Consider the following 1,443-nt stretch of genomic DNA (forward strand, 5'->3'; position numbering starts at 1 on the left):
GCACTGCGGGACCGGGTGCCGCGCTCGTCGCACGACTCCGTCGTGTTCGCGGCGAGCCGGCCTGACGCAGTCCGGGCGGTCGAGGAGTCCGGCCGGGGGCGGGTGCCGGAACTCACACCGATACGGGTGGGGCGGATGGCGGCGAGCCCGTTCGCGTTCCTGCGCGGGTCCGCCGGGCTCATGGCGTACGACTTGACCGGGACGCCGGTCACCGGCGTCGGCGCGCAGATCTGCGGTGACGCGCACGCGGGAAATTTCGGGCTCTACGGCGACGCGCGCGGCCATCTCGTCATCGACCTCAACGACTTCGACGAGACCGTGCGCGGGCCCTGGGAGTGGGACGTCAAGCGGCTCGCGGCGTCCCTGGTGCTCGCCGGGCGGGAGGCGGGCGTGTCCGAGAGCGGCTGCCGGGACGCGGCGCGCGACGCGGTCGGTGCCTACCGGCGCACGATGCGGCTGCTGGCGAAGCTGCCGGCGCTCGACGCGTGGAACGCGATCGCGGACGAGCGGCTCGTGTCGCACGCGGACGCCAAGGACTTGGCCGGAACGTTGCGGAGGGTCTCGGAGAAGGCGCGGCGGAACACGAGCGCCCGGTTCGCGGCGAAGGCCACCCGGGAACACGAGGAGACCCCGGACGCCGGCGCGGGGCGCGGACGGCGGTTCGTGGACGCGCCGCCGGTGCTGCGCCGCGTGCCCGACGAGGAGGCCGCGGCCGTCGCCGCGTCCCTCGGCGCATACCTCGGCACGCTGCCGGAGGACCGGCTGCCGCTGCTCGCGCGGTACGCGATACACGACGTGGCGTTCCGCGTGGTGGGGACGGGCAGCGTGGGGACGCGCTCGTACGTCGTGCTGCTCCTCGACCACCGGGGCGAGCCGCTCGTGCTCCAGGTGAAGGAGGCCAGGCCGTCGGCGCTGGCGCCGCACCTGCCGGCCGCGGGCTTCGCGGTGCCCGAGGTCGCGCACGAGGGCCGCCGGGTGGTCCTGGGGCAGAAGAGGATGCAGGTGGTCAGCGACATGCTGCTCGGCTGGACGACCGTGGGGGAACTTCCCTACCAGGTGCGTCAGTTCAGGAACCGCAAGGGCAGCGTGGACCCGGTGGCGCTGCCGCCGCGCGAGATGGACGACTACGCGCGCATGACGGGCGCTCTGCTGGCCCGCGCGCACGCGCACAGCGTCGATCCGCGGGTGGTTTCCGGGTACTGCGGCAAGAACGGGGAACTGGACGAGGCCGTCACCGGCTTCGCGGTGGCGTACGCGGACCGAACGGAGGCCGACCACGCGGAGCTGACGGCGGCGATCCGGACGGGCCGCCTCGCCGCCGAGCCGGGGGTCTAGGAGTCCCGGAGGGCCGGGCCAGGAGTTCGGAACGGGTCTGGCTGGGTTCGGAAGGGCCGGGCTGGGGGTTCGGAAGGGGCCGGGCCAGGAGTTCGGAAGGCCCGGGCT

General features: G+C 74.5%; 1 protein-coding gene. It reads left to right on the forward strand.

What is annotated here, in order from left to right:
• Window positions 1–1,335, forward strand: a 1,335-nt coding sequence (locus LCE31_RS39610) for a DUF2252 domain-containing protein (RefSeq protein WP_225023132.1), incomplete at its 5' end; no start/stop codon positions are given.
• Between the last annotated feature and the right edge of the window lie 108 nt (window positions 1,336–1,443).

Origin of the sequence: Streptomyces sp. 8L (genome assembly GCF_020176795.1) — a bacterium.
Lineage (GTDB): Bacteria > Actinomycetota > Actinomycetes > Streptomycetales > Streptomycetaceae > Streptomyces.